Here is a 25,544-nt window from a genome sequence, read left to right as displayed (position 1 = left end):
CCTTCATTAGTTTGTTTTCCATTTCTAAGAATGCTTGTAAAATGACTCTTCATTTTGTTGTAATATTGATTTATGCTTTTGACATGTTTGCCCTTAACAAGGACAGGTTTCATACCTGTGTTTGTTACGATGGTTGCAAGGTTATCAATCCCTAAATCAATACTCATATAACGAGCATTCTCTTCAATAATTTGTTGTTCAGAAGGAACATCAATTACCAATTCCACTACATATTCATTGTATTTTGGAATCACACGAACTTGTTTCAGTTTACCTTCAGTGAAACCTAGTTTCCCAATATTTAATTGCAATTTCGTCTTTGGAAACTTTAAAAATCTACTGTTTTTAATGATGCAATCTTGGTTTGTATACAGAATCTCTTTTTCAGAAGAACGAATATACTTTGGAATCCTAGGCATTCCAGCATATTTGTTTGGATTCTTTTTATAGTCTTTTAAACTAGCAAAAAAAGATTTCCAATTTTGGAACAAACCTTTCATGATTGACTGGCTACATTGCGTAGGCAAAGCTCGATAATCATTTTGAATCATAGCCTTAAATAGTGCATCTAGAAAGTTGTAATCTACATAAGGTTTTTCAAAATTAGGTTCTGAAAACAAATTACATGTAATCTCTTTCTGTTCTTCTTTAGGTTTTAATTTCTCTTTTTCCAATTTCTTCTGATAGGCAAGAAGTTGTGTGTCATTCATCTTACCAATATTTTTATGAATATTAGCCAGAACTTCTTTTTGCAAAGGCTGCAACTCTTTTTCTTGTGTTAATCCAGTGTACACCTGGCGTATATAAAAGTTTGTGGTGTTGTACATATTCTTAGCGTTATGACAACATTCTTGAAAATAAGAATACATACGATGCCCTTTTTTAATCCAGATTTGAAGAGTTTTATAGTTTGATGGATTTTCCTTTGTCATTTTATTCACCTCCTTGTTAAAGATATTATAGCAAAAGAGAACGTACGTTTCTGTTTTTCTTGAAAATAAAATATTTCTTTCGAGAGGCCCCCCATCTTCACTTACGTTTAGAGGTGGAAGTCCTCTCGAAAGACATGATAGAAAAAGCTTGGAAGGCAGAAGGTTTTTTTAAACAATTGATTTATTAGAAACGTTCGTCCCTACTTTACGTTGTGAATATACATAATAAAGAGCAATTCCTAATGATAGAATCAATATACAGCTAAGTACGTAAAACGGGAGCATTACCCCAGTTTTAGAAACACCAGCTGTAAACAGCATTAATAATACAATTCGTATTCCTGTACCGATTAATCTAAATAAACTGTCTACACGTCCCATTACTTCGTTTGGAATTTCCTCCATCATCAATACATTTCTCGCCACTCTTGTACCCGCATTTCCAATTGCATGAAAAATTGCAAGTCCATATAACAACATTACGGAAGGTTCAATAATCATTGCGGTAATTGAAATTACATAAATGAGCATCGTCATGACGATTGAAACTTCTATCTTTATATATTTCATCATAATTGGAATACCTATTCCCGCAAGAACCGCTCCGACACCGTACATCATACCTTCTATTGCGTATACTGAGGCACTGGCTTTTAATATATCTGAAATGTATACCGGGATTAAATAATTTGCCATCATCACACCGATAAAAGGCATATAAGTTGCAAGTAAAAACCAAAAGAACTTCGGACGCTTTTGCATGAAGTGAATCCCTTCGAACAATTGCTTCTTAAATGTTACTTTCTTTTTTACTTCCTTTTTCTTTACGTACGGTATACATAAGAAAAGGATGAAAGCTCCTGCAAAAGTTAACATATCTACTAACAAAATCCATTTTAAAGAAATGATTTCAATAAGGAAGCTAGCAGCCGCTCCTGAAATAACTTGCGTTAACTGTCCTTGTATTTCCATTGTTCCACTTAAATTTTTATAATGTTCTGCTTGAAAAATTTCTTGGTTAAATGCAAAAATTGTAGGATAAAATAATAGATAGTAAAAAGAGCCTGCTATATAAATAAGAATATAGTGAATGGAATGATAAGGTTGCCCAGTAAATCCCCATATAGCCATCATTCCTATAACGACTATCCCGATACCTTCATTACATAATAATAAAGATTTTCTTGAAAAGCGATCAATACTTTGCCCAATAAACGGTGTTAATAAAAACATAATAAGAGTTGCGATGATGGAAACATAGCCAAACGTAGTATCTCCACCACTCTCTTTAATTAACAACCACGGAATCGTTATCATAACAATTCCGGAACCAATAGCTGATAAACTATTGGCCCCTAGAATGAAATACAAGCGTGAATCTTTATACAGAGATGGCATATCACTCAACTCCTAGTTGTTTTTTCACCTCTTTATATACACCCATATATGCTTTTAATTCTTTAACTAAATCATGAATTAATGGTTTTGCATCTTCCCCAAGTTCACCATCTTGCACATGTAATCCATCAAGCACAACTTGTTTTGGAATTGCATTTGCATAAACACCTCTAGCGACTGTTCGCATGCTGTTTAATGCATTTATTCCACCTTTACCGCCACCAGCAACCGCTAACAACGCAACTGGTTTATGAATAAATTCACTACTACTTAAGTAATCTAAAGAGTTTTTCAGCGCACCGCTCATCGCATTATGGTATTCTGGTGTACATAATACAACCCCATCCGCAGCTTTCACTAACGCTTTTAATTTTTTTACTGCCTCTAAATCACGTTGTGACTCTTCTCCATTGTATAAAGGTAATTCCTCAATTGCTAAGTCATATAATTCCCCTTCAAATTGATCCGCAATATATTTTGCCACCACGCGAGTTCTACCGAATTTTCTTGGTGTACCGTTAATAACGACTAGTTTCATGATTATTTCTCCCCTTTGTTTTCAAGTTCTACTTATATATTATCAGAAATTTCTATACAAAACACAATATAAAGAGTTAAGTTGTTTCATAAAATAGTATGATAAACAAAAAAGAACTCATACTTTCGTATGAGTTTCGCACAATTACTTTGTTTCATCTTTCAAACTCAATGTACTTAAACTTCCATTGGCTTCAAAATGATTATATGCTGTTTCCGCTAATTTTTTCCGTTCTTCTGGTAATTCTATATATTTCATTACGTTTTCAATTATTTTTTCATACGGAGTAAATACAATTCCCGGCCACTCTACCTCATCTTCTGGATTACTATTTTCGGAAATAATAAATTTCTTATTTGCGACTGCATAAGACACACGAGGTGTTTCAAGAATTCCTGATAAATAAAAATGAATATTTAATATAATTTTAGACCTAGCAATCAATTCATTTCTAACAATTCCCCACGCATTATTTTTAAAAACTATATTTAAATTGGGGGCAATCGCTTTTAGGTGATCCAAAATAGCTTGCCGCCTCGGATTAAGAGCACCTATAAAAAGGATATCAATATCTTCAGTAATCTCATTTTCAAATGCATCTTTTTTTATCTCCAAAGTTGGAGCATAGTTCATTTCTACATGTTTTATTTCTTTTCCTACCCCTTTTTGTTTTAGCCATTCTATATTTTGTTTACTATAATCCCAAATCACTCTATCTTTTAATAATATTAAATAAAGGGGGTGCGCATATGGACTTCCTTCGTATAGCTGTTCTAAATTATAAATAATTGCATCTTTCGGAAGAAGATTCGGGTTATATGCGTATGTATGTGCTCCAAAAACAACTGTATTCTTTACATTTTCCAGTATTGTTTCTGATATAATTACTGTATTTCCCTCCTGCTCCAACCGCCATTTCAAAGCTCGCGCAACATCTATGAAACTACCGTATGTCTTTGGGCATATAAAAAGACAATAATCATATTCTTTATTCAAATAAACTTCCATTAATCTCAAATTATTTTTATATAAATCTACATCTGGATGTTTAAGTAACAAATCATTTGCATGTTTTCTTGCTACTTTATATAATCCAGCATAATAAGCAGCAATGCATCTTCTTAATTCGATTCTTTCCCGATGTTCATCTGATACATCCATGTTTAAAAGTAGATTTGCGATACAATACGCTTTTAAATGATTACGATCATAATAATAATCTAGTAGTGGCATCAATTCTTCATACGTATTTCCATGTACCGATTCCCCTAGTTCAATCGCCCATCGCATTAATTCCATGATTACTCCACTACTCCTTTAACCGAAAGTATATTTAATAAAATTTCGCATTATTCTCGACCATATTTGCTATATGGAATGGAATCTCTTTTTTTATCGATTCCAAATACTTTTGCGACACCGCCCCCAGATGTTTTTTATGAGGTATATAGAAAGCACTAATAGAAATTTCATAGTCAAATAAGTAATCATACACATGATAATCTACAAATAGAAGATCATCCTTTGGAAAAGGAATTTCCTTCCCTTGCAGAGCATACATCAAAGCAATATTATTTTGAGATCGTAATCGATACAACCTTGCAAGTTGGTATAATGGTTCAGCCCGAGTTGGTCTATATTCCCATGCTTTTTGAAAATAAAAAACAGCTAATGCTAAATATTGCTCTTCTTGCCCTTTAACATTTTCTTTTTCATCAGTATCTGTCACTTCATTTTGTTTATTTGCTGAACGATTTGCTAACTGCTCATAACAAAACCCTATTCGCAATAACGAATAGAATACCTCTTCAACCCATCCCCCTGCTTCCACTCGTTTTTTATACCATTTAATCGAATCTTCAAATTGACTTAAATGAAAATAAGTCTGGGCTAAATAAAATAAATATCTTATATGCAAATCTGGCGTTGTTTCTGGGTCATTTATTCCTTGTAACAACAACCTCTCATCTCTTTCAAATTTATCAGCTTTACTCCCCCCATCTCCGGGATCATTCACGACAAGAGTCTCTAACCGATCTACCCTCGTATTGTAATTCGCTCCAACTTTTGAACGATCTATATCCCAATACTCATGAGTAACACCGACAGATTTCCATGGTAAAGAAGCTTTTAATAGACGTGTAAGCCAATATTTAATATGAACATCATATTGCAATGTAAGATAATGATCTTCCGTTAAGCTCGTTTTATCGAAATTCGGATCAACCTCTAAAATCATATCCGCATCTAATATTAATAAATAATCCGCTTCTGGATATGTTTTTTGCGCTAATGAAACTGCTAAGCTTCTGTTATAACCAAAGTTTTTAAACGGCTCATGATGAACTGTCCCAGGTATCTCATTTTCCTTACACCAATTTCCAATAATTTCAGGCGTATTATCCGTCGATCCAGTATCACAAATAGAAACATAATCTACAATTGATTTTGTTGCATTTAAACATCTTTCCATAATTCTAGACTCATTTTTGACGATCATACAAAGACATAACTTTTTTCCTTCCTTTACAGACTTCACTTGCTCATTTCCCATTTAACCACCTCATATTTTATTAACACGCTCTTCTCATATGTAACAACATTTTTTAGCTATACTGATGACATAAGCACCCTTTTACTATTTATGAAAACTTCATTTTATTTATTCTTACTTTTATGTTGGGACATATTTCATGCTTCGCTTTATATTTGATACAATCAATACAAAAAAACATAATACGGGAATCCGTACATTTCAAAGTCTAAGAGGAGGTTATATTTTGTTGGATTACATTTGGCTAGATGACAAATCACCAATTTTGGAACAACTACCAAGAAACTTTAAATCTGCAGCTATATTGCTACATCCTTTTGTCCAAATGCCTTTAGGATGGGAAAAGTCTGTGAGAAAAAGACCATATGAGCACATCTATCCTAGCGCTGAAGAAATCATTCATAATGGGAAATCCGTTTCTTGGAAGGAAATGATGTCTTGTAGTGGATTACATTCATACGCAGACCTAGCAATGGCCATGTTGACTTCCATTAGTGCCTTTTCAGAAGAATATAAAAGAGAGGATTTAGCTGAAAAGCTACATTCAAACTTAAAAAAAGATTTTTATTATCCAACAGAAGATTATACGTCTATATTTTTATTACACAAATTACTTAAACTCCTCGGTTCTAGAGGTGCAAGAAATCTATATTTCTCTGAACCAATTCTTGATACAAACGGATTATTACAGGTAAATAATACTACTCCATTAGATATTTGGGACATTAGCAATAATGAGTTAATTATTACTGGCGAAGACAATGAGTATGCATTTATGAGTATATACGATTCCTTTACAACCTTATTATTAGCTAAAGAAGAAAATATAGAATATATTGTTCAATCAATGAATGTTGAAGCTGTCATTTGTGACAAAAAAACGATGATTGATTGGTATTTGTAAATTAGTAATTTCTTAAACTATAAAAAAGAAACTTGCGCTTATGCACAAGTTTCTTTTCAAAAACATCCTTATTTTTTTACAACTTCATGTCCACCGAACTGATTACGTAGTGCTGAAACTACTTTTCCATGGAATGTATCATCTTCCTGAGAACGATAGCGCATAAATAATGACATCGCGATTATTGGTGCCGCTGCTTGTAACTCAAGCGCAGTTTCAACAGTCCATTTCCCTTCTCCTGAAGAGTTCATTACACCTTTAATGCCATCAAGTTTAGGATCATCCGCAAATGCTTTTTCAGTTAAGTCCATTAACCAACCGCGGATTACTGATCCGTTCGCCCATACTTTTGCAACATCTTCATAATTGAAATCAAAGTCACTCTTATCTAGTACTTCAAATCCTTCAGCGATTGCTTGCATCATGCCGTACTCAATACCGTTATGAACCATTTTTAAGAAATGACCACTACCAACGCGGCCAGCATAAGAATAGCCATTTTCTACTGCTAAATCTTTAAATAAAGGTTCTAATTGGTCATAAATTTCTTTTTCTCCACCAACCATTAAACAAGCACCGTATCTAGCTCCTTCTACACCGCCAGATGTACCGATATCTACATAATGTAATCCGAAGCTTTTTGCTTCTTCAGCACGGCGTAACGTATCTTTATAGAATGAATTTCCACCTTCAATAACGATATCACCTTCATCTAATAACGGATACACATCTTTTAATACTGACTCTACAACTTCTCCTGCAGGCACCATTACCCAAATTGTACGAGGAGCTTCTAATTCGGCGATCATTTCTTTTAATGTATGGCGTGCAGTAATTCCTAGTTTTCCTGCCTTTTCTACAAGCTCTTTATTTACATCGTATACAACTACTTCGTGCTTGTCTTCATGTAAGTGTTCAGCTAATGGGAATCCCATTTTTCCTAATCCAATTAAACCTAGTTTCATATTAATCAATCTCCTATTCTATACAAATATATTTAATATCGAAATTAGTCCAAGTGCTACTACAGATAATATGGTCTCCATTGCAGTCCATGTTAATAATGTTTCTTTCACAGTCATTCCGAAATACTCTTTAATCATCCAAAATCCTGAATCATTCACGTGCGATAAAATTAATGACCCTGCACCTGTTGCAAGTGCTAATAATTCAACATTTACACCTGGTGTACTTGCTGCAATCGGTGCAACAATACCAGCTGCTGTCATCATAGAAACAGTTGCAGATCCAGTCGCGATTCGAATTAGTGCCGCAATTCCCCAACCTAATAATATCGGTGAAATATGTGATTCTTTCGCCATATCCGCAATTGTCGTTCCAATTCCAGAATCTAATAGTACTTTATTAAATGCGCCGCCTGCACCAATCACTAACAATATGTTTGCAATCGGTCCTAAACAATCATTTGTAAATTGTAATACTTTATCTTTTGAGAAGCCTTTTGCATATCCAAGACTAAAGAAAGAGTAAATGGTTGCAATTAATAAAGCGACAATCGGATCTCCAATAAAGTGTAATACTTGTGCTAGTTGACTCGTTTTACTTAACGCCACTTCCGCTATTGACGCACCAAGCATAAGAAATACTGGAAGTAAAATCGTAAACAATGTATTCCCAAAGCTAGGAAGTGCTTTTTTATTATCTTTTTCAATAAATTGCTCCGCTATATCTAACGGTACCTCTTTATGTATACGAGCTCCAATCCATTTCCCGTAAAGTGGACCTGATATAATTGCAGTTGGAAGTCCGACAATTAATGCATATAAAATTGTTTTCCCTACATCTGCTTTAAAAATACCAACTGCCGCCATTGCCGCTGGATGGGGTGGAACAAGTCCATGTACGACTGACAGTCCTGCTACTAGCGGAATACCAATTGTAATAAGTGATACCCCAGTTTCTAACGCAATTGTAAATACTAACGGAATTAATAGAACAAATCCAACTTGGAAAAATACTGGAATCCCTACTAAAAATGCAACGAACATCATCGCCCAGTGAACTCGTTTCTTCCCAAAACGATTAATTAATGTGTTAGCGATACGTTCAGCACCACCTGATTCGGCCATCATTTTTCCAAGCATCGTTCCTAGCGCTAAAACTATTGCTAAAAAGCCTAACGTATTACCAAGCCCTAGTTTAATAGAATCAATAATCCCTGGATCTTTTGGTGAAGTTCCAATTAAAGGCATTCCCATTGCTAACCCTACACCAATTGCTGTTAAAATTAATGCGACAAATGGATGCCATTTTACTACCGTAATAAGTAAAAGTAGTATGACAACTGCCGCTAGTACGATCCCAACTACCATTTCTCCCAATCCCCCTATTGTTTACGTTGGAAAGCAGCTATACAATCAAATTCTTCTTTCAAGCGATTGTATAGTCGTTCATACATATAAAACATTTCTAAATATATAGCCGTATTTTCTTTATTCGGTACATGATGATGGACAATATCAATCCAATCCTTTACCTCTTCAAGAGAATCAATTTTTCCTACAGCATATAAAGCAACTGCCGCTGCCCCAAGCGCAGATGCTTCATGACTTTCAGGTACAAGCAATTCTTTTCCCATCATATCGGACAACATTTGTCTCCAAAATGCTGATTTCGCAAACCCTCCTGAAACTCGTATTTCAGTAAGTGGCCCTGTACAATCCCTGATTGCGAGTGCTACTGAATATACACTCATACAAACGCCTTCCATCACTGCACGTATAAAATGTTCTCGTTTATGCTGAAGATTGATTCCAAAGAATGTACCACGAGCATTTGCATTCCAGTAAGGTGCGCGTTCTCCAGATAAGAAAGGTAAGAACAATAGCCCATCCGCTCCAGCTGGTACGCTTTCTGCATATTTAATTAATAAATCATACGGATCAATTCCAAGCTTTCTTGCTACTTCTTGCTCCGGACTACCAAATTCATCACGTAACCATCTTAATAATATTCCGCCGTTATTCGTTGGACCACCGATTACCCAGTGCTCATCTGTTAATGCGTAACAAAACGTTCTCCCTTTCTCATCTGTATTTATATTTGGTGAGATTGTTCGAACCGCACCACTTGTGCCAATTGTAATTGCAGCCGCACCCGGTGATATCGCACCAACTCCTACATTTGCAAGAACTCCATCACTTGCACCAACAACGATTGGTGTTTCTTCATGAATCCCCATCTTCTTTGCTAATTCCGGCTTCATACCCGATAAAATATAAGTAGTTGGTACAGGCGTTGATAATTGTTCTGGTGACATATGTAACATAGTTAAAACATCTTCATCCCAGTTTAATGTTTCTAAATTAAATAACCCCGTAGCAGAAGCAATCGAATAATCAACTACATAACGTGAAAACAATTGGTAAATCACATACTCTTTAATGGAAATGAATTTATAAGCACTTGTATATAACTCTGGTTCCTCTTCTTTCATCCATAACAATTTAGAAAGTGGTGACATCGGATGAATCGGTGTACCTGTACGTCTATAAATCTCATGCCCATTCATTTGTTGTAATAATTTTTCTGATTGCTTCGTACTTCGATTATCTGCCCAAATGATAGAACGCGTTAATGGCGCACCATTTTCATCTACTGCAATTAATGCGTGCATAGCTGTACTAATACCGATTGAAGAAATATCTTCTGGTAATACATTCCCCTTTTCAATGGCAACGCTTACACTTTTGTATACAGCGGCACATATTACATCAGGATCTTGCTCAGCCCATCCGACGTTCGGTTGAATAATTGGGTAATCGATTGCATGTGATGCAATGACTTTTCCTTTTTCTGTGAACACAACCGTTTTCGTACTTGTGGTACCGATATCAATCCCGATTACTCTCCCCCTTGTTTCCATGCGAATCTTCCCTTCATTTCTAGCAAAATACGATTTAGTAAACCGTTTACATGAATTAGTATATAAAATATTTTTTCATTTATCAAGTTGTAAAAAGAAAATTTTTTTCATATCAAAAAAAATATATCCCCTCATTCCATTTCACTTATATACTAAATTTAGCTTTTCCGTGCAGTAAAATTACGTTATATTCATTACGCAATACACTCTTCCCTCTCATTAACAACACATACGTAGTCCTCCATACGTTCTACTTCTTTGCATGAAGAAAGAGTTGAAAAGCAATATTCACTTTTAGCGGTCACGTAACATCACCATCAGGCCAAGAAAAATAATTACCCGTAGAATGAGAATTCTGTGCATTTTGCTCTTGTTTATTGTTTTAGGTTCACTAGTCCTTTTGTCTGGATAAACATAGAGCGCAGCCCCCTACTATCACTTTTTTATCTTGTAAATATATCTTGCATACTATAACATCTGACAGTATTTTTATTTTTCAGAAAAATAAAACAATAACGAAGAATTTATTGTATAATGTTGTAAAAAGATGTCGGAGGGATTTAATGTTAAATAAAATATCTCAATTCACAATTAAGCTTTCATCAATTCTTTTATCACTCTTACTATTATTAAATTTACCTTATTTATTTATCACTCAACAAGGATTTACCTTTCAACCTATTTATTTTTTTAATCAGATCGTTACTATGTTAAAACAGGTTTTTTCCCCTGAATCATTAGTAATTATAGGATCAGACCCGAAGTTTGGCCATTTCAAAAAAACACCATTATTTCCAACTGTTTTAGAACCTTACCTATATTCATTTACTATATTATTTTTAGCCTTTTTTCTTGCGCTCTTTCTATCATCTAGCATGGCATTTTTTTATTTTTTAGCAAAAGATTATATAAAAAAATGGATAAATCGAATTGTATTCATATTAGAAGCTGTCCCTGATATGATGATGATGATTTGTTTGCAAATATTTTTCATATGGGTACTTCAGAAATTCGGGGAATCTCCTGTCACTATTATTTCTTTTAATGAAAATCGAGCTTATTTACTCCCTATTTTATCGTTAGCTGTCTTACCTACATTACAAATGTTTCGGATGATGGTGTTATACATAAAAGAAGAAGAAGAAAAACATTACGTAGAGGTTGCATATGGAAAAGGCCTTTCATCAAGTTATATACTATGCATTCATTTATTCAAAAATACATCTATCCACTTCTTCCATCATTTAAAAACGATTTTTGTTTTCTTACTTTCTAACTTATTCATTTTAGAATTTGTTTTTAATATGCAAGGCATTATTCAATTTTTATTTAAAAAGGCCTTTGTTTCACCTCCAGCTGCATTTATTATACTTGTCATGATTATTTTACCGTTTTATACCATTTTCCAAATAATCTCTCTTATGATGAATAGATGGCAAAAGCAATTGAAAGGAGCAGCATTATGAAATCTATTTGGAAATCAAAGCGCTTTTTAATCGGCTTCACTTACCTTTTCATACTTGTTTCAGCTAGTTTTATTTATAGTTGGTTCTTTAAAGATAACATCCCAAAACCTCCCCAGTTACTTTACAATGACAATAACGAATTACTTGGAAAGGCCCCCTTTCCACCATCGTTAATGCCACCTTTTGGATCTGATCGTTTTGGAGAGTCTGTTTTCTTACAAATTTTAGAAGGAGCAAAATTCACCATTTTATTAGCCGTGGCAATTAGCTTCTTTCGAATTTTATTCGGAACATGTATAGGAATCCTCTTAAGTTTATATGCTCCAAAATTCAAGAGATTTTTCCAGGCATGCTCAGAAGTTTTTTATTATATTCCAACTTTATTTATCGCATTTATACTCATCACGCCCGTTAATATTGTAATCATATCAAATGCTGATAGATTAGAACCAAATATCCCATTTTCATTTTATCAAGTACTCGTACTTATTTTCGTGGCCCTGCCTACACTTTCTATATATATATCCTCAGAGGTCGATGAATTTATGAAACAAGATTACATTTTAAGTTCACAATTACTGGGTGCTAGCCGTTTTCATATTATCAAAAAACACTTACGAGTCTTATTACTTGATCGCTTATTTGTGGTATTTATGGAACATATCGTCCAAACACTCATACTCGTTATCCATTTGGCGTTGCTTGACATTGTGATTGGCGGGATACAAATGCGTGAACTCTATGACGGAGTGCTCAAACCTGTTTCTCTATCTAATGATTGGGCAGGCCTTATTGGATTAAATCGTTATGAAATGAATCTTTCATGGTGGATTATTTTTTACACTCTCGTTTCATTCTTTATTACGATTCTATTTATTAAGCTTATGACAATCGGGATTCAAGATGCACTGAAAGCAAGAGATTCGCAAGTTGTAGCAGTTCAAACCGTTCCAGATCATAAAAAATTTGTTAAACATAAAGATTCTTTTTCGTTTGCAAATAAAGTGAACCTTTAATCATTCCTCATTAATCGATATTGATATTAGTAAAATATAAAGAAGATGATCCCTATTGAATACAGGGATCATCTTTTTATGCCGTCTAACTTTTTAAATATCCTTTGTTAGACTCATGCTTTTTATATTTAAAGTAGATTATTTGCAATCACAATCATGCTGTTTAAAATTAATGACCATACGCCCTTGAATTCTACCTTGTTCCATTTCTTCAAATACACTTTGCACTTTATCTAGAGAACAAGTTTGAACAACCGGCACTACTTTTCCTTCTGCTCCGAACATAAACGCCTCTTCTAAGTCCTTACGAGTACCGACTAGAGAACCAACTACTTCAATTCCATCTAGTACAAGTCGTGGAATGTTTAAATCCATAGTTTCGACTGGTAGCCCTACTGCAACTACTTTACCGCAAGCACGTACTGCATCAACTGCTGAGTTAAAGGCTACTTTAGAGACTGCTGTTACTACAGCAGCATAAGCGCCACCAAGCTCCTCTTGAACAATTTTATCAGCAGGACCTTGAGAAATTGGATTGATAGTCATATCAGCACCAACCTCTTTTGCTAAGGCTAATTTATCATCATTAATGTCTACTGCAATTACCTTTGCACCAAATACATTTTTAGCATATTGGATAGCTAAGTTACCTAATCCACCGCAGCCATAGATTACAATAGGTTGACCAGGCTTAATACCTGATACTTTAATAGCTTTATATGTAGTTACTCCTGCACATGTAATTGATGATGCTTGGGCAGGTTCTAACCCTTCTGGTACTTTTACCGCATAATCAGCTGTAACGATACATTGTTCAGCCATACCACCATCTACTGAATAACCAGCGTTTTTAACTTCCCGACAAAATGTTTCTCTACCAGTTACGCAATATTCACAACGTCCACAAGATTGGAACATCCATGCAATACTTACACGGTCACCTATCTTTAGTGAAGTAACATTATCAGCTATTTCCGTAACAATACCTACACCCTCATGACCAAGAATGCGGCCGTCCGTGTTACCAAAATCATGATTCGCAACGTGTAAATCAGTGTGGCAAACTCCACAATACTCTACATCTACTAACGCTTCACCTGAGCGTAACGGACGTAATTCTTTTTCAATCACTTCGATGTTTGCTTTGCTGTTTTTATTAACCACTACTGCTTTCATATGTGATCTCCCCTTTAGTGTTTTAGCGTTTTAATGAGTTTATCTCACAACTACTTTCCTCACTACTTTGGCTAGTTATTATGCCAAATTTAAGTGTTCAATCATCATTACATGTTCATCATAACATGTAATTTTATAAGACTACTGTTAAATATTGAACAATGTTTGAATTATTAATCATTTTTTTGATGTATTCGAAGAAAAAACTTGAAACCCCATCATTTTCACATTGAAGTTTATCAAGCTGTTTTTTTAATCTTATATACAGCGGGACGATTGCATGATATTTAAAATATGTTCAATATGGGGTTGCTTATTACGAAGGGAATTTTAAATAGTAGGTTTTTTGAACCTCATTTATCGAGGTTCTTTTATTTTTAGTTTTTAAACTAATTTTACATAAAGAATAGACAGTCTAAAGTGCCTTCCTCTGACTTCACCAAATAGAAAAATGTATTTCCTCGAATAAAATCAGTTGGATACCACTCAAATGTAACTCATTTTGAACGTTCTCCTATAATCCCTAGTATAGAAACGGAATAATTCGCCAAGTCTTGGACTGATATTGTTTATATTGTTCACCAAACAGTGTAACAAGAATTCTCTCTTCAATTTTTATACGATACGAATACACAAGGAAAAATAAAATAACATTTATCATAATGGCAATGAACGAAGATGAAGATATAGCAAATCCTAAAAAAGTCAAAAAAGTTCCTAAATAACCAGGGTGGCGGACATATTTATATAAACCTTCTTGAATTAACTTATGTCGCCCCTGCATTCCGACATTCCTACTGTAAAATCTCCCTAAAATTTTCATTGAAGAAAACCTTATCCATACACCAATTAGTCCGATAATAACACCAAAAAACAGCAATGAATGAATCTTATTTACTGTAAAGAAATATATAACCTCTGGAATAGTTAACATCAATGCAAAAACCACTCCAATAAAAAAACTCGAACCACGATTTTGTTTTTCTTCTTTAACAGGTGATTTTCTATAAAATTCTAATAATAAATACAGAACAATAGGTAAATACGCTATGAGAAACATAATTCTTTTTCCTCTCATTAAAAGTATCTTATCATTAATTCATTTATTTTTATCAATTAAGTCACGAAACTTGGAGATCCCTTCAGAAATAACTAATTGCTCTTCCTCGTTCGATTCCTTTATTTTTGCAAGTAATGACAAAAAGTAATCAGAGATTACCTTTTCAATATAGTCTTTAACTTGTTCTGAAATGTAAAAACATGTATATCTTTGAACTAATTTACTAGTTTTTCCCACTAAAATTTGTTTTTCTAATCCGTCTATTACTAATCTACTTATGTAACAGGTCCTCCCCCCTCAGTCAAACCAACGATTCAGATTTCATATCTACATTATACTAATTAAATTGAATGTTCATTCTTTTTATCCATTATGTAAATAAAAAAAGGATAATCAGCCCGATAATGGACTAACTATCCTATAAATTATTATCTAAATTTAGCATTTGAAGAGCTTTTTTATATTCGCTTCATCGAAATCGTTTCACGTATACTTTGTAAATTTTTTAATGTTTCCTCTTGTCGTTGTAAGGACAACCCTACATACAAAGTATCTAATAAGCTTAACTGTGCTAATCGTGATGAACTTGCTTCTGTGCGGAATTCAGTCTCACGTGTTGATGTATATAACGTTATATCAGCAAGTTGACTTAATGCTGATTTCTGATAGCTCGTAATCGCAATAATTTTGGCCCCTCTTGCTTTCGCTATTTCTAATGCTTCAAGTAGTCCTTTATTGCTACCAGAATGAGAAATACCAATAACTACTGAATTTTTCGAGAGTAAACCTGCTCCCATAATTTGAAAATGCGAATCAGTATGAGCGATACAAGAAATACCCGTTCTCATAAACTTATGATACGCATCCATCGCAATAATTCCAGAGCCACCATTTCCATAAAACTCAATTCGACTTGCTTCTTGCAAGGCTCGTACAGCATGCTCAAGTGCGGTTTCATTTAGCAAATGTAATGTATCTTGCAGTCCTGTAATATGCGAATGAAAAACTTTTTTAGCAACAGTTACCATACTATCTTCTGCAGATACCTCTTCATGAATATTTTGCATCGGTGTATGTACAATTTCACGAGCTAATGTAATCTTTAAATCTTGAAACCCTTGCAAACCAAGGTGTTTACATAAGCGGAATATCGTAGCTTCAGAACTATTCGTAACTTCAGCTAATTCTGTAATAGATTTATGTACAACATCTTGTGGATGTTTCAAAATATGTTCGGCAATACTTCGCAGTTTCGGTGATAAACCATTTAACGAAGCCTGAATCTTTCCAATCCCACTTCTTGTACCAGACATAGCATATCTTCCCTTCCATCGTAGCTTTATCCCGTAAGAACCCGATTCGTTTAACTTATAATCAGTGGGGATGATCCCCTCACTGATTAAAGTTTCACTTTATTGTACCTAATTATTGAAAGAAGAAAAACCTATATTAAGCATTACTATAAATTTTAATTGCTCCTATGTATTCTGTCAGACGATATAACAGAATTATTCATACTTATGAATAATTCTCCCCATGTTTCACTGCGTATAATGCGGCTTGCGTACGATCATCCACTTCTAATTTAGCTAAAACGTTTGAAACGTGTGTTTTCACAGTTTGTTCTGTAATATGAAGTTCTGCCGCAATTTCCTTATTGCTTCTTCCTTTCGCAATTTCACGAAGTACCTCTTGCTCTCTTTTCGTTAACATTGAAAAAGGATTTTCTATTTCCTTCTTTACTGCGGGACGCCCCATTAATGCAGGTGTTACTTTCGGGTGAAAATTCGCATTTCCTTGGTGTACTGCAATAATAGAAGCCACAAGTTGCTCAGGTTGTACTTCTTTTAATTGATAACCATCTGCTCCAGCTTCGAGTGCTGGTATAACATAATCTTGCTCTGAAAAACTACTTAATATAAGTACCTTTATCGTCTCATCGTATTGCTTTAGACGTTTTGTTGCCTCAATTCCATCCATTTTCGGCATCGATACATCCATTAGTACGACATCTGGTTTTTCTTTTTGCACGAAACGTAATGCCTCTTCACCATTTTCCGCTTCCCCAATAATTTCAAATTCTTCTCTCGTTTTCAAAAAGAATACAAGCCCTCTTCGAACGATATGATGATCCTCAACTAGTAGCAATTTAATCTTCAACCTTATTCCCCCATTCAAATCGGCAATTGAATTTCTATTTTTGTCCCCTTTTTCAGCTCTGTTGTGATTTGAAACGATCCCTTCATTAACTGAATGCGTTCCTTCATACTTTTCAGGCCAAGTGCTGATTCCCTTACTTGCTCTTGTATAAAACCTATTCCATTATCTTCTATGTAAAAATGTAATTGGTTATTTTCTGCTTTTAAAAGAACATGTACCTTTTCACACGAAGCATGCTTTTTACAATTATGTAGTGCCTCTTGGCTAATACGCCATAAAACTTCTTCTATTTCATCCCCAATTGAAACCATCCCATCAATTCGAACTTTCACTTGAACTCCTAATAACTTCCCGTAATTTTGAATCGCTTCTGCTAATCCTTTCTCTAATCCTTCAGGTCTTAATTGCCAAATTAATAGCGTCATCTCTTGTAATGCTTCTTGTGATAATTCTCCAATATAACTTAACATCTCTTGTAATTCTTTATCTTGCGTCATATTCAGAGTACCTCTTGCTGTTAGCATAATAGAAAATAACAATTGTTTTACTGAATCATGTAAATCACGTGCAAGTCGATTTCTTTCCGCTACCACTACATATTTACGTTCTTTCTCAACTAATTGAATACGTTGTATTGTCGTTCCAATTTGAAATGCAATCGATTCTAATAACGCTAATTCTTCCTCAGAAAAATGCGTCTTATGAGGTGCGGCCACATTTAAAAGGCCAAATTTTTCTGATCCAGACCTAAGCGGAATTGTCGCATGATGTGTAACATCTTCTGTCTCTCCCCAATTACATTCAATTGCATCCTCTATTCGCTTACATTCAATGATATTAGTCGCTTTTTCCAATCTCCCATTCACAAAACGCTCTACACACCAACAGTCCCCTTCGCACATCGGCTTCTTCTCTTGCCACGTAAGAGCTGGTGGTAAATTTTCGTCTACAAGCATACGATGCTTTCCACTTTCATCAATAAAGAATATCCACCCTGTTTGTAAATTCATGACTTGTAACAATGTATGTAACACTTTTTCTAACATATCCTGTAAGTTTGTTGCTTCATTTAATAATTCAGCAATTTCTTTTAATGCTTCTAAACGATGCATATCTTTTTCTTCAAAATTCATTCTCATCACCACATACAATTATAACATTAAGAAATTTCTAAATCCTACAAATAAAGAAAAGAGCTGTATTCTTCAGCTCTTTTTTATTTCTCAATCATTTTATTATTGTTTTTTCAAACTTTGGCAGCAAAGCTGCGCCAAGTGCTGAAATTATTTTTTAGGAAAAGAAGAATAAGCTTGTTTTCCTTTAGCTATCTGATAAAGATTTCCTCTCATGAGTATGCTGTGAGTTTTCAGTAGTAACAAACATATTCGTCGCTGGCATTTGCACTTGATTCTTATGGAACATAGACATTAATTCAAATCTTACTTGTCTAGAAGTTTCAAAATAATCTTCCGGCTTTATCAAACCTGTAATACAAAATTCATAGCCCACATATTTCAGGTTAGGATTTAAGTCTGTAACACCGACATATTTGAATGGTTCAACAGCCTCATCTTCTACTCTATAAAGAGTTTGATCTAATTTTTCATTACATATAACACATACTTCTTCTAACAATTCCTTCACTCTTGTTGGATCTTCCTGATAACTTACTGTAATGCGTTCAATTACACGCATCCATCCTTTATTAAAGTTTTGTATCGTTCTAATCTCTCCGTGTGGTATCGTAAGTAGTTTTCCTGACCATTCACGTATTTGCATAAAACGAATACTAATTTCCTCAATCGTTCCTGAATTTGTTCCGTTAAAAGTTACAAAATCGCCAACCCGAAACTCTTTGTCCGCTAATCTTGCAAAGCCTAATATAACATCTTTTAGCATTTGTTGTGCCGCAAAGCCGATGACAACCCCCGCTATACCTGCACCTGCAATAATACTTTTTATATCTACAAATTGGCTAATTAAATATATGATAAGACTGATGATAATGATGTATCTAAAAATAGATCGAATTACACTTTGAATCGTCTGCTCTACCTCCTCATCAAAAAAACTTGATTTCCTAAAAAACCAATCAATACTACGGTTTATAACAAAAGAAATAATAAGCAGAACGAAAGCAAATAGTAAAAATCTTAAAAGTAAAAACTCCCTTACATAATTAAAAAATTCCTCCGTATACGCTAATAAACTCATCCATCCACTTCCTTAACTAATAAAAATTCTATACAAAGCCGCTATATTTTAAGATTCGTTACACATTCTTCTATAAATATACCCTTTTTCATAACCTAAAGGGAGGTGATAATTGAATTTTTTTAATGACTTTACTTTAAGCTTCACTACTCATCTCGATAAAAGGAAAACATTCACATGACATCGAATAGTTCATTTGAAAATATTATTACTCGCGGAGGTTACAACCAATGGGATATATTGAAGAACTAAGAAAAGTTGTTGGATCAAGACCACTAAATTTAGCAGGCGTTGCTGTAGCTATTTTCAATGAACAAGAACAAATACTACTACAACAAAGACGAAATGGCATGTGGGGTGTCCCAGGGGGTTTGGTGGAACTTGGTGAATCTACAGAAGAAGCTGGAAGACGAGAAGTACTTGAAGAAACCGGAATTAAAATTGGTACACTTCAGCTAGTAAGTGTATTTTCAGGTAAAGAATTTTTTGTTAAATTACCAAACGGAGATGAATTTTACCCTATAACAATCGCTTACCTTTGCAAAGATATTATAGGTGGCTTGCTAAAGGCTGATGGAGTCGAATCATTACATGTACAATTTTTTAATTTAAATGAGCTACCACAAAATATTAGCCCGTTCATTAAAAAATTAATTGAGCAAAATGTCGTCTCAGTTTAAACGCAAAAAAGAGACCTTTTTAAAGGCCTCTTTTTCATTTCACTTCTGCATGTAAACAAGATTTAAAATGTCCAAGTACAAATTCATGTCCTTGCGCATTAAAAGATGCAACTGCCTTTTCATAAACAACAATTTTAAATCCTTTATTATAAGCATCTACTGCTGTATGAAGAACGCAAATATCAGTACAAACACCTACAAGATGAACTTCTTCTATTCCTCTTTCTCTTAGCTTCATCTCTAAATCCGTTCCAGCAAATGCACTGTATCGTGTTTTATCCATGTAATATACATTCTTTTCATTTTGATATGCTTCATATACATCTTGTAATTCACCAAACAAGTCTCTTCCACTTGTACCTGCTATATTATGAGGGGGGAATAATTTTGCTTCGGGATGATATTCATCATTTTCTTCATGTTTATCAATTGCAAACACTACGTAATCTCCATTTTCAATATATTGCTTCGTTATCCGTACAATTTCCTGCTCAATTTCTTGACCTGGTTTTCCGCAAGTTAAAGCGCCTTTTTCCGCTACAAAATCATATGTATAATCAATATTAATAAGAGCTCGTTTCATAACTACTATCTCCCCTTCTTCTGTTTCACAGTAAACAATAGAAAATTTGTTATTACGACATCGTATGTACTATTCGACATTTCAAATGAAATACCTACATTTTCCTCGCAAAACTTATCATAATCCAAGTTTAGCATAAAACAGGTACACAATGACAAAACATATACTTCCCATTAACAAGTCATGAATTTGATAATTGAGCGTAAGTTGAATAACGTCTTGTATAGTAAACCAAATTACTAACATGATTATACTAATCAAGAAGATACGAACATACCGATTCACACCTTCAACCTCTTTCTCCATCATAGTAGTAACAAATGATTCCTTACTGCTTAATCGTACTAGAAAACGAAATACATTATTCTCTATTACATCATTCCATCCAAACAAAAAAGCACACTACTTTTTGAGTAATGTACTTTTTATTCATATTAAGCCGCTGGTTTTGTTTCAAACGTCGCTTGATTAAAGTTAATAACTTTACCTTTCGGATCATTATTTTCATACTGAACCGCAGTAATTGTATGACTACCTGTTTCAAGCGTCTTTTCTTTTAATTGTACTGTTGTCTGTGTTGTACTAGTTACTTGATGTTTATCTGTATACATTTGATCTACAAATATGAATGTTTCTTTATCACTTTGAAAATTAGAAAGTTCTAATTCAACTTGTTGAATTAAAGTATCCTTTTTGATAAATACAGTCGGTATATTACCATTTTCAGAAGTACCATCTGGAGTAATCACTTTTACTTTCCCTTCTCCAATTGATATTGCTCCTTCAGGAAATACAACCATATTCTCATCACTTGCATTTACAACTTGTTCTTCCTGTTTTGATTGCGCGTCCTCTTTTTCCTGTGGAGCACCGCAACCTACTAATAACAATACAGACAATCCAGTGATTATGAATTTTTTCAAAATTCATCCCCCCTGTAATTTGATTATACTTTATTATACAAAAATAACTTTTTAATTTTAAGACTACTTTTAAAACTTTTATGAACATATAGAATCTCGCTCACGATTAATGTATCATACTTTCCTTAATAGAACATTAATTTTTTTTATGAAATAAATAGTAATTCCTTCTTATTTATCATTTTAGCCCAACACATCGATATAATACCCGCTTCAAAATAAAAAGACATTGATCTGTTCAATGTCTTTTCTATATAGCACTTTAAAAAACAAATGTTGTAATTTCCTCTACTTCTTTTCTTGGAAGCTTCTTTGGTTTATCTTTCGGAAATCCGAGTGAAATAACCATATTTATTTGTTTTTCAGGCTCAATTTGTAAATATTGGCGCAGTTCATCTTGAGCTAGCAATACTGGCCCTGTCATTGGACAAGTACCAAGTCCCTTTGCATGTGCAGCTAACATTAAGTTTTGTGCCGCTAAACAGCTACTCTTAATTCCTTCTTCTTCCCAAACTGAATCTGGAACAAAAGCAATTGGATCAAATATCTTTTCACGAAACTTTGATTCATATGGTGTTGCCAAACATACGATTAATACTGGTGCCTCAGAGAAAGCTGTCGCATATGGTCCGAAAGAACGTGTAAGTAATTTCCCTGCTTTCTCTTCTCCATTTTCCGCTGCTTTTGTCGCAAGTTTATGTAATGCATCCCATGTCATTTGTTCAATTTCTTTAATTTTCTCTCGATTCATAATGACCAAGAATTCCCACGTTTGTGAATTCGTATCGCTCGGTGCATAACGAGCACAATCAATTATTTCTTTTATATCATGAGTAGATACTTCTTGATCTGTAAACTTTCTAACACTTCTTCTTCCGTGAATTACTTCTTTAAAATCTTCATAATTCATATATTAAATCCCCTTTTTACAGCGTTTTCAAATCTTGCTCTACGGTTGAATTATATCATGAAAAAAAGCCGGAAGAATACCAGCTTTTTTATTCATGATTAATTTGTCACTTTAAACAAACGAATACTCTCTTCATATGCAACTTGTAGTTTTTTTGTAATTGGTCCTCTTTCACCAGCTCCAAACTGTTCATCACCAATTTGAACGACTGGGAATATTTCAAGTGGCGTCGCTGTAAAGAAGCACTCATCAGCCTCATATACTTCTTGTAGTGAAAACTCTCGTTCCGCTACTTCGATATGTAACTCTTTCGCTAATGTCATAACATAGTGGCGCGTAATACCGTGTAGAATGAATTTGTCAGCCGGATGTGTAATCAATTTATTATTTTTCACCATAAAGAAATTCGAATGACACCCTTCAGTCACAATGCCATCTCGTACTAATATTGCTTCTTGATACCCTTGTTCATTTATTTTATTTTTAATCATGATATTAGGTAATAGATTTAATGATTTTATATGGCAAAACTTCCACCTGATGTCCTCTTCTACTGTTACTTTAATCCCAGCCTCCATTAAAGCAATTGGTCTTGGAAATGAAACAAGATTTGCAAAATATGTCGGCTGTAAATCCGCCTCATATACATGATTACGCGGTTGTGCGCCTCTTGATATTTGCAAATATACATTCCCATCTTCTTGAAATTGATTCTTTTCTATCATTTGATGTAGCTCTTCCACTAATTCTTCCTTCGTAAAAGGTGGAATTAGTTTTATTTCTGCCATAGAATTAAAAAATCGTTCCAAATGTAAATCTAATAAATGAGGCTTACCATCATATAGTCTAAATACCTCATATATACCATCACCAAATTGGAAACCTCGCTCTTCTAATGCGACCATCGGCTGTTCTTCCTTCGTATTTATAATTCTCCCATTAAACAAAATCCAATCTTTATGAGTAGCTTTCATTCTTCCCCACTCCTTTATCACATGATTGATTTTATTGTACAACTTATGTCATCTGAAAAGAAGGAATTTTCTGTATTTAAACAAACAAAAAAACACATCCCTTCGTAAAAGTGATGTGTTTTTTCATTTATTTAAGGAAATATTTTTCAATATCATCCAACATTAGATTTGCAGCTACAATACCGCCTGCTGTATTCCAAATCACTTCATCTACTTGGAATACTTTATTATTTTTAGAAGCCTGTAGTTGCTTAAAGAGTGGATCTTCTGTCCATTCTTTCGCCAACGTATTACCTTCATTATTTTTATCTGCATCTTTATCAGATGTGAAATAGAATAAGTAATCCCCGTCCATATTTGGAATTTGCTCTTTTGTGATTCCTTTTATCGCAAAATCATCTTTATCTTGTAATGGTGGTCGTTTAAACCCAATATCATTTAATACAGCACCTGAGAATGAATTCTTTTGATAAATACGAACATCACCTGGTACGAAGCGAATAATAGAGACTTTAGAATTCAGTTTATCGCCTAACTTCTCTTTCATTCCTTCAATACGTTTTTTATAATCATCAAGGGCTTTTTTCCCTTCTTTTTCTTTATTTACAGCTTTTGTATAAAGCGTAAAGTTTTCTTTCCAATCACCGCGTAATGTTTCTGCATAAACAGTTGGTGCGATTTCTTTTAACTGTTCATATATTTTTTCGTGACGCATTTTATTACCTATGATTAAATCTGGCTTAAGCTTCATTACAGCCTCTAAGTTAATATCGCGCTCAGTTCCTACAACTTTCGTATCTTTTAACTCTTTCGCTACATGAGGATACCATTCATCACCCGCACGTGGTTTCGTAGTCCCCACTGGTGTTATGCCCACAGCTAGAAGAGCCTCTGCACCTTCATTTGTTAAAACAACAACTTTTTTAGGTGTACCATTTACTGTCGTTTCGCCCATAGCATGCTTTACAGTATATGAATCTTTTGCCTTTGCTGATGTATCATTTTCTTTTTTCTCATCTTTACTACATCCTGCAATTACAACCATGAGTACCATAATGCAGAACATAATTAGTTTTTTAGTATGTATCATATGTCCTCCCTAGATGAAATCGATTATCATTAACAATTAAAGGTTAATGTATGTTTCATACATTGTCAATGTATATCAGAAAACTTTTTTAATATATGCTATTTAGATTCACTCCGCTATTCAAACGTTTGTCTTTTATATAGATTGTATGAATAGTTCAAGAGTATGAAAATAATGAATAACATTCAACATAAGAAAGATCATTTTTGCCAAGTCTCACTAGCCGTTAAAAGCTCAAATAAAAAACCACCTTATGTAAGGCGGTTTCTATCATCTTGCTTTAACCAATTTAAAATAAATATATAGGATTGATAGTGAATATAACGTATGCAAAATAAAATAAATAAAAGAGCTATTCCAACACCGCTATAAAGCAAACCGAACTTTAAAAAAATATTCACAAGTGGTGGAAAGTTCATTAGATTTTGTAGTGTAAAAAGCATACAAAACATAATGAAAAACACAGGGACGTATTGTAATTCATACGGCTTTCTTTTCTTAATCATTCTTTTCCGAATGATTATATGGCATAGTTCTGCTACTATAAAGCACCCTCCAATTAATACAAGTCCAGAAGTCATCATCATACATCCACCTGCCTTATATTTATTGTATCGCATAAATAATCATCGTTATATTTTCTTCACATAGGCTCCATCTTCTGAAGTAAAACCAAAACTCTCTATGAAAGACTTGGATTTTTCTGTTAATTCCTCTTGTAGTACTTTTATCTCTTTCACATTTCTTTGTTTCATCATTTCTTCAAATGTAAAATACGTATTTGTACCATAACCGTAACCTTGATAATCAAAATGAATAATTAGCTGTGATAATACAGCTCGTTCCTCTTGAACACTATAATCTATTACACCAATATATGTATCATCAACTTTCACGCAATACTGTACCTTTTTCTCACCTAAACTATGCGATCTAAACATTTCTTTAACAACGCTTTCATTTTCTACAGTAACTTTCTCAAACGTAATCATATGTTGTCCATCCTTTTACTATTATTGTATCAATAATACTTCCTATTTATGAAAAAAACCTTAAGACCGTATGCGATCTTAAGGTTTT

26 protein-coding genes are annotated in these 25,544 nt (G+C 33.9%); 4 read left to right on the top strand and 22 right to left on the bottom strand.

What is annotated here, in order from left to right:
• The 5 genes from COK05_RS07880 to COK05_RS07860 all read right to left on the bottom strand — a co-directional run.
• The coding region (locus COK05_RS07880) for a transposase (RefSeq protein WP_141538949.1) at window positions 1-932 on the bottom strand (932 nt) is incomplete at its 3' end.
• 168 nt (window positions 933-1,100) lie between these two features.
• Entirely contained in the window at window positions 1,101-2,330 is a 1,230-nt protein-coding gene (locus COK05_RS07875; RefSeq protein WP_098612136.1) for an MFS transporter, read from the bottom strand.
• A gap of 1 nt (window position 2,331) precedes the next feature.
• The gene (locus COK05_RS07870; protein WP_098612135.1) at window positions 2,332-2,868 is read right to left on the bottom strand and encodes an NADPH-dependent FMN reductase; all 537 of its coding nucleotides are present in this window, start codon (window positions 2,866-2,868) and stop codon (window positions 2,332-2,334) included.
• Between the two features lie 144 nt (window positions 2,869-3,012).
• Complete coding sequence (locus COK05_RS07865) at window positions 3,013-4,167, bottom strand: DNA-binding protein (protein WP_098612134.1); 1,155 nt, start codon at window positions 4,165-4,167, stop codon at window positions 3,013-3,015.
• Between the two features lie 34 nt (window positions 4,168-4,201).
• Window positions 4,202-5,422 (bottom strand): glycosyltransferase, encoded by a 1,221-nt coding sequence (locus COK05_RS07860; RefSeq protein WP_098612133.1) that lies wholly within the window; start codon window positions 5,420-5,422, stop codon window positions 4,202-4,204.
• 139 nt (window positions 5,423-5,561) lie between these two features.
• Here COK05_RS07860 and COK05_RS07855 point away from each other — a divergent pair, with 139 nt between their 5' ends.
• Window positions 5,562-6,326: a DUF2711 domain-containing protein gene (locus tag COK05_RS07855; RefSeq protein ID WP_016081765.1), complete on the top strand. Its 765-nt coding sequence runs from the start codon at window positions 5,562-5,564 to the stop codon at window positions 6,324-6,326.
• A gap of 68 nt (window positions 6,327-6,394) precedes the next feature.
• Here COK05_RS07855 and gnd read toward each other — a convergent pair whose 3' ends face one another.
• The 3 genes from gnd to gntK are packed head-to-tail and all read right to left on the bottom strand — an operon-like array spanning window position 6,395 to window position 10,212.
• The gene (gene gnd / locus COK05_RS07850) at window positions 6,395-7,291 is read right to left on the bottom strand and encodes a phosphogluconate dehydrogenase (NAD(+)-dependent, decarboxylating) (protein WP_098612132.1); all 897 of its coding nucleotides are present in this window, start codon (window positions 7,289-7,291) and stop codon (window positions 6,395-6,397) included.
• A gap of 18 nt (window positions 7,292-7,309) precedes the next feature.
• On the bottom strand, window positions 7,310-8,659 hold the full coding sequence (locus tag COK05_RS07845) for a GntP family permease (RefSeq protein ID WP_141538947.1): 1,350 nt from the start codon (window positions 8,657-8,659) through the stop codon (window positions 7,310-7,312).
• Window positions 8,660-8,673: 14 nt separating this feature from the next.
• Entirely contained in the window at window positions 8,674-10,212 is a 1,539-nt protein-coding gene (gntK, locus tag COK05_RS07840; protein WP_098612130.1) for a gluconokinase, read from the bottom strand.
• Between the two features lie 563 nt (window positions 10,213-10,775).
• Between gntK and COK05_RS07835 the strand changes: the two genes are divergently transcribed.
• Together COK05_RS07835 and COK05_RS07830 are read left to right on the top strand one after the other, a co-directional pair.
• Window positions 10,776-11,678 (top strand): ABC transporter permease subunit, encoded by a 903-nt coding sequence (locus tag COK05_RS07835; RefSeq protein WP_098612129.1) that lies wholly within the window; start codon window positions 10,776-10,778, stop codon window positions 11,676-11,678.
• Window positions 11,675-12,694 carry an ABC transporter permease gene (locus tag COK05_RS07830; RefSeq protein WP_141538946.1) on the top strand — a complete coding sequence of 340 codons (1,020 nt, stop codon included), beginning with the start codon at window positions 11,675-11,677 and terminating at the stop codon, window positions 12,692-12,694. The genes COK05_RS07835 and COK05_RS07830 overlap by 4 nt, the downstream gene beginning before the upstream one ends.
• Window positions 12,695-12,832: 138 nt before the next feature.
• Here the strand turns inward: COK05_RS07830 and adhP are convergent, their stop codons facing one another.
• The 6 genes from adhP to COK05_RS07795 all read right to left on the bottom strand — a co-directional run bounded on the left by adhP (window position 12,833) and on the right by COK05_RS07795 (window position 19,304).
• On the bottom strand, window positions 12,833-13,870 hold the full coding sequence (adhP, locus tag COK05_RS07825) for an alcohol dehydrogenase AdhP (protein ID WP_098612127.1): 1,038 nt from the start codon (window positions 13,868-13,870) through the stop codon (window positions 12,833-12,835).
• A 523-nt stretch (window positions 13,871-14,393) separates the two neighbouring features.
• Window positions 14,394-14,930, bottom strand: a complete 537-nt coding sequence (locus COK05_RS07820; RefSeq protein WP_098612126.1) for a methyltransferase family protein — start codon at window positions 14,928-14,930, stop codon at window positions 14,394-14,396.
• Window positions 14,931-15,388: 458 nt separating this feature from the next.
• Window positions 15,389-16,243, bottom strand: a complete 855-nt coding sequence (locus COK05_RS07810) for a MurR/RpiR family transcriptional regulator (RefSeq protein ID WP_098612124.1) — start codon at window positions 16,241-16,243, stop codon at window positions 15,389-15,391.
• A gap of 205 nt (window positions 16,244-16,448) precedes the next feature.
• Entirely contained in the window at window positions 16,449-17,090 is a 642-nt protein-coding gene (gene casR / locus COK05_RS07805) for a two-component system response regulator CasR (protein ID WP_098612123.1), read from the bottom strand.
• Between the two features lie 14 nt (window positions 17,091-17,104).
• Window positions 17,105-18,202, bottom strand: coding sequence for a two-component system sensor histidine kinase CasK (gene casK / locus COK05_RS07800; protein ID WP_176539419.1), 1,098 nt, complete (start codon window positions 18,200-18,202; stop codon window positions 17,105-17,107).
• A 208-nt stretch (window positions 18,203-18,410) separates the two neighbouring features.
• Window positions 18,411-19,304 (bottom strand): mechanosensitive ion channel family protein, encoded by an 894-nt coding sequence (locus tag COK05_RS07795; protein ID WP_098612121.1) that lies wholly within the window; start codon window positions 19,302-19,304, stop codon window positions 18,411-18,413.
• Window positions 19,305-19,534: 230 nt separating this feature from the next.
• Here COK05_RS07795 and COK05_RS07790 point away from each other — a divergent pair, with 230 nt between their 5' ends.
• Complete coding sequence (locus tag COK05_RS07790) at window positions 19,535-19,984, top strand: NUDIX hydrolase (RefSeq protein ID WP_098612120.1); 450 nt, start codon at window positions 19,535-19,537, stop codon at window positions 19,982-19,984.
• Window positions 19,985-20,018: 34 nt separating this feature from the next.
• Here COK05_RS07790 and COK05_RS07785 read toward each other — a convergent pair whose 3' ends face one another.
• From COK05_RS07785 to COK05_RS07750, 8 genes are all read right to left on the bottom strand, one after another.
• On the bottom strand, window positions 20,019-20,567 hold the full coding sequence (locus COK05_RS07785; RefSeq protein WP_098612119.1) for a cysteine hydrolase family protein: 549 nt from the start codon (window positions 20,565-20,567) through the stop codon (window positions 20,019-20,021).
• Window positions 20,568-20,684: 117 nt separating this feature from the next.
• Complete coding sequence (locus tag COK05_RS07780) at window positions 20,685-20,960, bottom strand: hypothetical protein (RefSeq protein WP_098612118.1); 276 nt, start codon at window positions 20,958-20,960, stop codon at window positions 20,685-20,687.
• A gap of 41 nt (window positions 20,961-21,001) precedes the next feature.
• Window positions 21,002-21,490: a hypothetical protein gene (locus tag COK05_RS07775; RefSeq protein ID WP_098612117.1), complete on the bottom strand. Its 489-nt coding sequence runs from the start codon at window positions 21,488-21,490 to the stop codon at window positions 21,002-21,004.
• A 262-nt stretch (window positions 21,491-21,752) separates the two neighbouring features.
• Window positions 21,753-22,400: a nitroreductase family protein gene (locus COK05_RS07770; protein WP_098612116.1), complete on the bottom strand. Its 648-nt coding sequence runs from the start codon at window positions 22,398-22,400 to the stop codon at window positions 21,753-21,755.
• Window positions 22,401-22,498: 98 nt separating this feature from the next.
• On the bottom strand, window positions 22,499-23,374 hold the full coding sequence (dat, locus tag COK05_RS07765; protein WP_098612115.1) for a D-amino-acid transaminase: 876 nt from the start codon (window positions 23,372-23,374) through the stop codon (window positions 22,499-22,501).
• A 127-nt stretch (window positions 23,375-23,501) separates the two neighbouring features.
• Window positions 23,502-24,464 (bottom strand): ABC transporter substrate-binding protein, encoded by a 963-nt coding sequence (locus COK05_RS07760; RefSeq protein ID WP_098612114.1) that lies wholly within the window; start codon window positions 24,462-24,464, stop codon window positions 23,502-23,504.
• Window positions 24,465-24,715: 251 nt separating this feature from the next.
• The gene (locus tag COK05_RS07755; RefSeq protein ID WP_098612140.1) at window positions 24,716-25,045 is read right to left on the bottom strand and encodes a hypothetical protein; all 330 of its coding nucleotides are present in this window, start codon (window positions 25,043-25,045) and stop codon (window positions 24,716-24,718) included.
• Between the two features lie 51 nt (window positions 25,046-25,096).
• Complete coding sequence (locus COK05_RS07750) at window positions 25,097-25,456, bottom strand: GNAT family N-acetyltransferase (RefSeq protein ID WP_098612113.1); 360 nt, start codon at window positions 25,454-25,456, stop codon at window positions 25,097-25,099.
• Between the last annotated feature and the right edge of the window lie 88 nt (window positions 25,457-25,544).

Source organism: Bacillus cereus, assembly GCF_002567495.1.
GTDB classification, from domain to species: Bacteria; Bacillota; Bacilli; order Bacillales; family Bacillaceae_G; genus Bacillus_A; species Bacillus_A cereus_AQ.
The sequence above is the reverse complement of the archived record's forward strand: the minus strand, read 5'-3'. Positions and strand labels throughout refer to the sequence as shown.

Excerpts from the sequence above, each read along its gene's own strand:
- COK05_RS07875 (WP_098612136.1), bottom strand. The coding sequence starts at position 2,330 with ATGCCATCTCTGTATAAAGATTCACGCTTGTATTTCATTCTAGGGGCC.
- COK05_RS07870 (WP_098612135.1), bottom strand. The coding sequence starts at position 2,868 with ATGAAACTAGTCGTTATTAACGGTACACCAAGAAAATTCGGTAGAACT.
- COK05_RS07865 (WP_098612134.1), bottom strand. The coding sequence starts at position 4,167 with ATGGAATTAATGCGATGGGCGATTGAACTAGGGGAATCGGTACATGGA.
- COK05_RS07860 (WP_098612133.1), bottom strand. The coding sequence starts at position 5,422 with ATGGGAAATGAGCAAGTGAAGTCTGTAAAGGAAGGAAAAAAGTTATGT.
- COK05_RS07855 (WP_016081765.1), top strand. The coding sequence starts at position 5,562 with ATGCTTCGCTTTATATTTGATACAATCAATACAAAAAAACATAATACG.
- gnd (WP_098612132.1), bottom strand. The coding sequence starts at position 7,291 with ATGAAACTAGGTTTAATTGGATTAGGAAAAATGGGATTCCCATTAGCT.
- COK05_RS07845 (WP_141538947.1), bottom strand. The coding sequence starts at position 8,659 with ATGGTAGTTGGGATCGTACTAGCGGCAGTTGTCATACTACTTTTACTT.
- gntK (WP_098612130.1), bottom strand. The coding sequence starts at position 10,212 with ATGGAAACAAGGGGGAGAGTAATCGGGATTGATATCGGTACCACAAGT.
- COK05_RS07835 (WP_098612129.1), top strand. The coding sequence starts at position 10,776 with ATGTTAAATAAAATATCTCAATTCACAATTAAGCTTTCATCAATTCTT.
- COK05_RS07830 (WP_141538946.1), top strand. The coding sequence starts at position 11,675 with ATGAAATCTATTTGGAAATCAAAGCGCTTTTTAATCGGCTTCACTTAC.
- adhP (WP_098612127.1), bottom strand. The coding sequence starts at position 13,870 with ATGAAAGCAGTAGTGGTTAATAAAAACAGCAAAGCAAACATCGAAGTG.
- COK05_RS07820 (WP_098612126.1), bottom strand. The coding sequence starts at position 14,930 with ATGTTTCTCATAGCGTATTTACCTATTGTTCTGTATTTATTATTAGAA.
- COK05_RS07810 (WP_098612124.1), bottom strand. The coding sequence starts at position 16,243 with ATGTCTGGTACAAGAAGTGGGATTGGAAAGATTCAGGCTTCGTTAAAT.
- casK (WP_176539419.1), bottom strand. The coding sequence starts at position 18,202 with ATGCATCGTTTAGAAGCATTAAAAGAAATTGCTGAATTATTAAATGAA.
- COK05_RS07795 (WP_098612121.1), bottom strand. The coding sequence starts at position 19,304 with ATGAGTTTATTAGCGTATACGGAGGAATTTTTTAATTATGTAAGGGAG.
- COK05_RS07790 (WP_098612120.1), top strand. The coding sequence starts at position 19,535 with ATGGGATATATTGAAGAACTAAGAAAAGTTGTTGGATCAAGACCACTA.
- COK05_RS07785 (WP_098612119.1), bottom strand. The coding sequence starts at position 20,567 with ATGAAACGAGCTCTTATTAATATTGATTATACATATGATTTTGTAGCG.
- COK05_RS07770 (WP_098612116.1), bottom strand. The coding sequence starts at position 22,400 with ATGAATTATGAAGATTTTAAAGAAGTAATTCACGGAAGAAGAAGTGTT.
- dat (WP_098612115.1), bottom strand. The coding sequence starts at position 23,374 with ATGAAAGCTACTCATAAAGATTGGATTTTGTTTAATGGGAGAATTATA.
- COK05_RS07760 (WP_098612114.1), bottom strand. The coding sequence starts at position 24,464 with ATGATACATACTAAAAAACTAATTATGTTCTGCATTATGGTACTCATG.
- COK05_RS07755 (WP_098612140.1), bottom strand. The coding sequence starts at position 25,045 with ATGACTTCTGGACTTGTATTAATTGGAGGGTGCTTTATAGTAGCAGAA.
- COK05_RS07750 (WP_098612113.1), bottom strand. The coding sequence starts at position 25,456 with ATGATTACGTTTGAGAAAGTTACTGTAGAAAATGAAAGCGTTGTTAAA.